This window comes from Parvibaculum sp. (assembly GCF_049671045.1).
Lineage (GTDB): Bacteria > Pseudomonadota > Alphaproteobacteria > Parvibaculales > Parvibaculaceae > Parvibaculum.
Window position 1 is genome coordinate 1 of the sequence record NZ_JBATUH010000132.1, and the last position, 1,893, is coordinate 1,893.

The window sequence follows — 1,893 nt, forward strand, 5'->3', positions numbered from 1 at the left end:
AAGCTGTAGAGTACGAACGACCACAATCGGCAGTGCCTTGGGCCCGCACCGTTTGCGATCGTTTGAAAAGTTGGAATCGAGATTGACCCTGGTCGACCTCGGACACTATTTGAAGATAAATGCACCCATAGCTCAGCTGGATAGAGCGCTACCCTCCGAAGGTAGAGGCCTCAGGTTCGAATCCTGATGGGTGCGCCATCTTCCTCTTGATGGCTCAGAGTCGAGCGGTTGCTCCCCATCACAACCGGCTTTGCTTCTTAGTGTTGCGGGGTCTCGCGCCGAGAAGGCTTTCCCCTCCGCTGGGACCTCGCCCCATGTTCGCGGCGGGCAATTATTCGGGAGCGGTCAGCAATCCCTTTGCGGCAAACAACTCGACCGTGCGCATGAGGATGGGGCTCGCATGAGTAAAGTTTCCGAGCTGATCCTTGAAATAATAGCTCCACTTTTCGCCATGGAAGAGGTTGTTCCGTAGACGATAGACGATGATGAGCAATGCCAGAATGGTCTCCGCGGAGTCCGTCTGAGCTTTACTTAAAACAGCCTCGACCTCGGCACGGCCGCCGTTCGGGGCCGGGTGGAAGCGTAACGCCTGGAACCGATGGTTGAAGCCACTACCGTCGCGGTAACGCGCAGTGAAGAACGCAAGAGCCTCCTGAAAGGGCTCAACATCCAGGCCATCTCCATGGTTCGCGGTCTCGGCGACGCGCGCACGGAAACCGCCAATGCTGGCATTGTTTGCCATCACTCGTGCTTCGAAGAAGCTCCAGAGCAGGGAGGACTCGTGGATTGCTTGGCGCTCTTCGGGAGCGAGGTGAGCATAGCCTTCGGTATTGGCGTTGAGCCATACCTCAACAGGTGACATCGATCTTCCTTCTCGCACTCGTTTCGCAACCTACGCCCAGTTAACAAAACGACGATCGGGCACTGGGAACATTCACTCTCATTCGTAGGGTAGCTCTCCGAGCAGCCCGATCATGAGATCGCCGTCGTACAGAGAAAATGGGATCTCGACATAGTGGTCGGGATGGCGCGGAAGAGCGCGCCCGTCGTTTGGACCATTCTTAGTATGGCCGCGGATGTGCTCTCCATTCTCCTTTATGTAGGGAAGAACGACTAGCCGGCCGTGGTTGGTGGAGAGGATTGTCCCCTCCTTCCAGACCGCCGCCCCTTCGGCTTCGCGAGTCGAAGAAGTCTCCTTCACCTGCCAGCCAATGCCGCCATCGGCCTCGTACCAAAAGACGATCCCGTTCGAGACCAGGACACGTTCGCCTCGCGCCAGAGCCTCGGCGAGGAGGCGTTGCACGCTCGCAAGCTGGAGCAATTGATTGGCGCGGGGCAGCAGGATTTGTCTGATCTTGGCTTTCGTTTTGCCCCAGTGTGTGCTGGCGCTGAGTTCGAAGCCGTTGGCGATCTTTGCTCGCTCGGCGGTCTGGGCCGCCTTTTCACCGGCGAGATAAGGCTTGGACCAGATGCCGTCGTGTCCGAGGTACAGGAGATAATGAGCCCAACGGTTGTTCGATCGGCCGACCTTGGCAACCTTGAGATAGGGCATAGCCGCAAGTTGCTCAGTGAGATCGACACGATAACGCTCTGCCTCTGGTGCGAGCTTCAATGCATCAGCGCTAGGCCGTTCGTCGTCGGCATGACGACGCAGGGCTTCGGCGAACATCAATGCCTCTTCGTCCTGCAACCGCTGTTTAGCTTGCAGGGCCTTTTCGACTTTCAATTCCAGCGATCGCTTGCTGACGGGGTCCATCACACGATCAGAAAGCGCCGCTCGGAAGATTGGATTGAGCTTATTGGCCGCGGCGAGCGCAGCGTTCCGATCAGGATAATGGTCGGCAAAAATCGAGTCATTCTCCCCTGGCACCATACGCTCGCGCCAGATCGGAG

The 1,893-nt window shown here is 57.5% G+C and carries 2 protein-coding genes and 1 tRNA gene; 1 reads left to right on the forward strand and 2 read right to left on the reverse strand.

The window, feature by feature from the left end; translation table 11 throughout:
- Positions 1–121: 121 nt before the first annotated feature.
- Positions 122–198: transfer RNA gene (locus WBG82_RS15635), tRNA-Arg, on the forward strand.
- A gap of 133 nt (positions 199–331) precedes the next feature.
- Here the strand turns inward: WBG82_RS15635 and WBG82_RS15640 are convergent.
- A complete protein-coding gene (locus WBG82_RS15640; protein ID WP_424425812.1) occupies positions 332–862 on the reverse strand; it encodes a hypothetical protein in 531 nt (176 codons plus the stop codon).
- Between the two features lie 78 nt (positions 863–940).
- Positions 941–1,893: hypothetical protein (locus tag WBG82_RS15645; protein WP_424425814.1), on the reverse strand; the 953-nt coding region annotated here is incomplete at its 5' end.

What these genes read in the sequence shown, in the direction of transcription:
- WBG82_RS15640 (WP_424425812.1), bottom strand. Translation starts at nt 862, where the DNA reads ATGTCACCTGTTGAGGTATGGCTCAACGCCAATACCGAAGGCTATGCT.